The organism is Vibrio sp. YT-17 (genome assembly GCF_033337375.1).
Classification (GTDB): Bacteria; Pseudomonadota; Gammaproteobacteria; order Enterobacterales; family Vibrionaceae; genus Vibrio; species Vibrio alginolyticus.
Map to the genome: position 1 here is coordinate 1 of NZ_JAWOQP010000078.1, position 1,522 is coordinate 1,522.

The 1,522-nt window shown below is 47.3% G+C and carries 1 protein-coding gene and 1 pseudogene; both read right to left on the reverse strand.

Translation table 11 applies throughout. From position 1 onward, the window contains the following. Positions 1 to 131: pseudogene (locus R7F67_RS23960) on the reverse strand (YscQ/HrcQ family type III secretion apparatus protein); the annotation flags it as partial. After that, positions 107 to 1,447: a type III secretion system needle length determinant VscP gene (gene vscP / locus R7F67_RS23965; protein ID WP_318057428.1), complete on the reverse strand. Its 1,341-nt coding sequence runs from the start codon at positions 1,445 to 1,447 to the stop codon at positions 107 to 109. The gene vscP and the pseudogene R7F67_RS23960, both read right to left, overlap by 25 nt. Between the last annotated feature and the right edge of the window lie 75 nt (positions 1,448 to 1,522).

A 1,522-nucleotide genomic window follows, 5' to 3' on the forward strand; every position in this document is an offset into this window, starting at 1 on the left:
GTTATTGAGATGCTGTGCTCGTCACGTCCTTGAAAGTGGCATTGTTTAGCGCAGAGCTGATTGGTCAGCGCAATGCTCTCGGCATCGACTGTTGGGATGGTTAATTTCATTGATCCGCCTCGGGTTGCCATTCTTCATAAACGCTACGTTGTTGGCGTGATTGTTGTTGATCTTGCTGTGTGTGACCGTGTTGCGACGTCTGCTCGCTGATCGATACGCGCAAAGGCTGTTCAAAGCCCATGCGGTTTAAACGTTCTGCCAGATCTTGCCTTGCTTGTTGATTGATGATGGACAGCGCATGCTCTTGTCGCATCGTCACGTTATCACCTTGCGAATCTAACTCGATGTGGATTTCGCCACCTTTGAGTTGGCCCTCACTCAGAAACAATCGTACTTCTTTCTCATTCGATGCTGTTGGTAGCGCCACGTACACTTTATCCACCAATTGCTGAATCAGTTGGCTGACTTCACGAGTTGGTTGAGTAGGTTGTGGGGTCGAGATGCCTTTCAAAATCACATCGCCTTGAGTAATCGGTGTTGTGACTGGTTGATGCATCGGCTTGTCACTGCTTTTTTCTGAATCCAACATGGCTCTATCTAGCAACGTGCGCTCACCCTTGCTCGCTTTGGGATGTTCATCATTCGGGATCGGTGTTTTCAAATTGCGCGAATTAAAGCCAAGTGATGAGTCACCCTCATGCTTGTTTACTTCAGTTTTAGTTGCAGTTTTGTGCACAGCTGAAGTGACAGGATGAGAGGCGAGTGACGCAGAAGTCGCAGACGCAACGGTTGTTGATGCTAATGTCGACGCTAAAGTGTCGGATACCGTTTCAATTGTGTCCGGCTTCGTTCCCGCAGTAGGAATGTGCTTAGTATCTTTCGGCGACTGTGTCGACTCGTGTAACTCTGCTGTTTTAGCAGCCGCGAGTTCGGTTTTAGAATCATCATGATCTTCGGCCAAGCGTTCAAATGCGTCTTGCTCGTCAGCGTTTTTCTCACGCTTATTCGAAGGCTCCATTGGTAGTTTCTTATCACCGGTAGTAGGAATTCGAATGTCAGATTTCATGTGTGCGTCCATATCGCTTGGCGTTTTGTATTGGGTGTTCAGAGCGATAGGTGACGACGTATCTGATTCGTTGTTTATATTTTCTGTGACGACGTCATTATTTTGAGCAAAAGCAGATTTCTCAGCCGTCTTACGCTGGTTGCTACCTGTCGAATGCAGTGACGCAAGAGAGCGCTCTGAGTAATTTTCAGTAAACGGTTTTTTAGCTTCTAAAGTCGCTTGATTATTGGCGTCATTTGGCTGTGGTTTGGTTTGGTCTGGGTTTTCCTTGAGCGCACGCTCAAAACGCGATTGAAGCATGGCATGATCGTCAATCGGCATTGGAGATTGTGATGAATGAGGCTGCGTACTTGGGGTATCCGTACTTGGTTTAATGCGCAAGATGAACCTTGAGCTACTATCGACTGTGCGAAACTCTTCTTTCTCGAGTTCTTCTTGGTACTGTTGTTGGCGCGA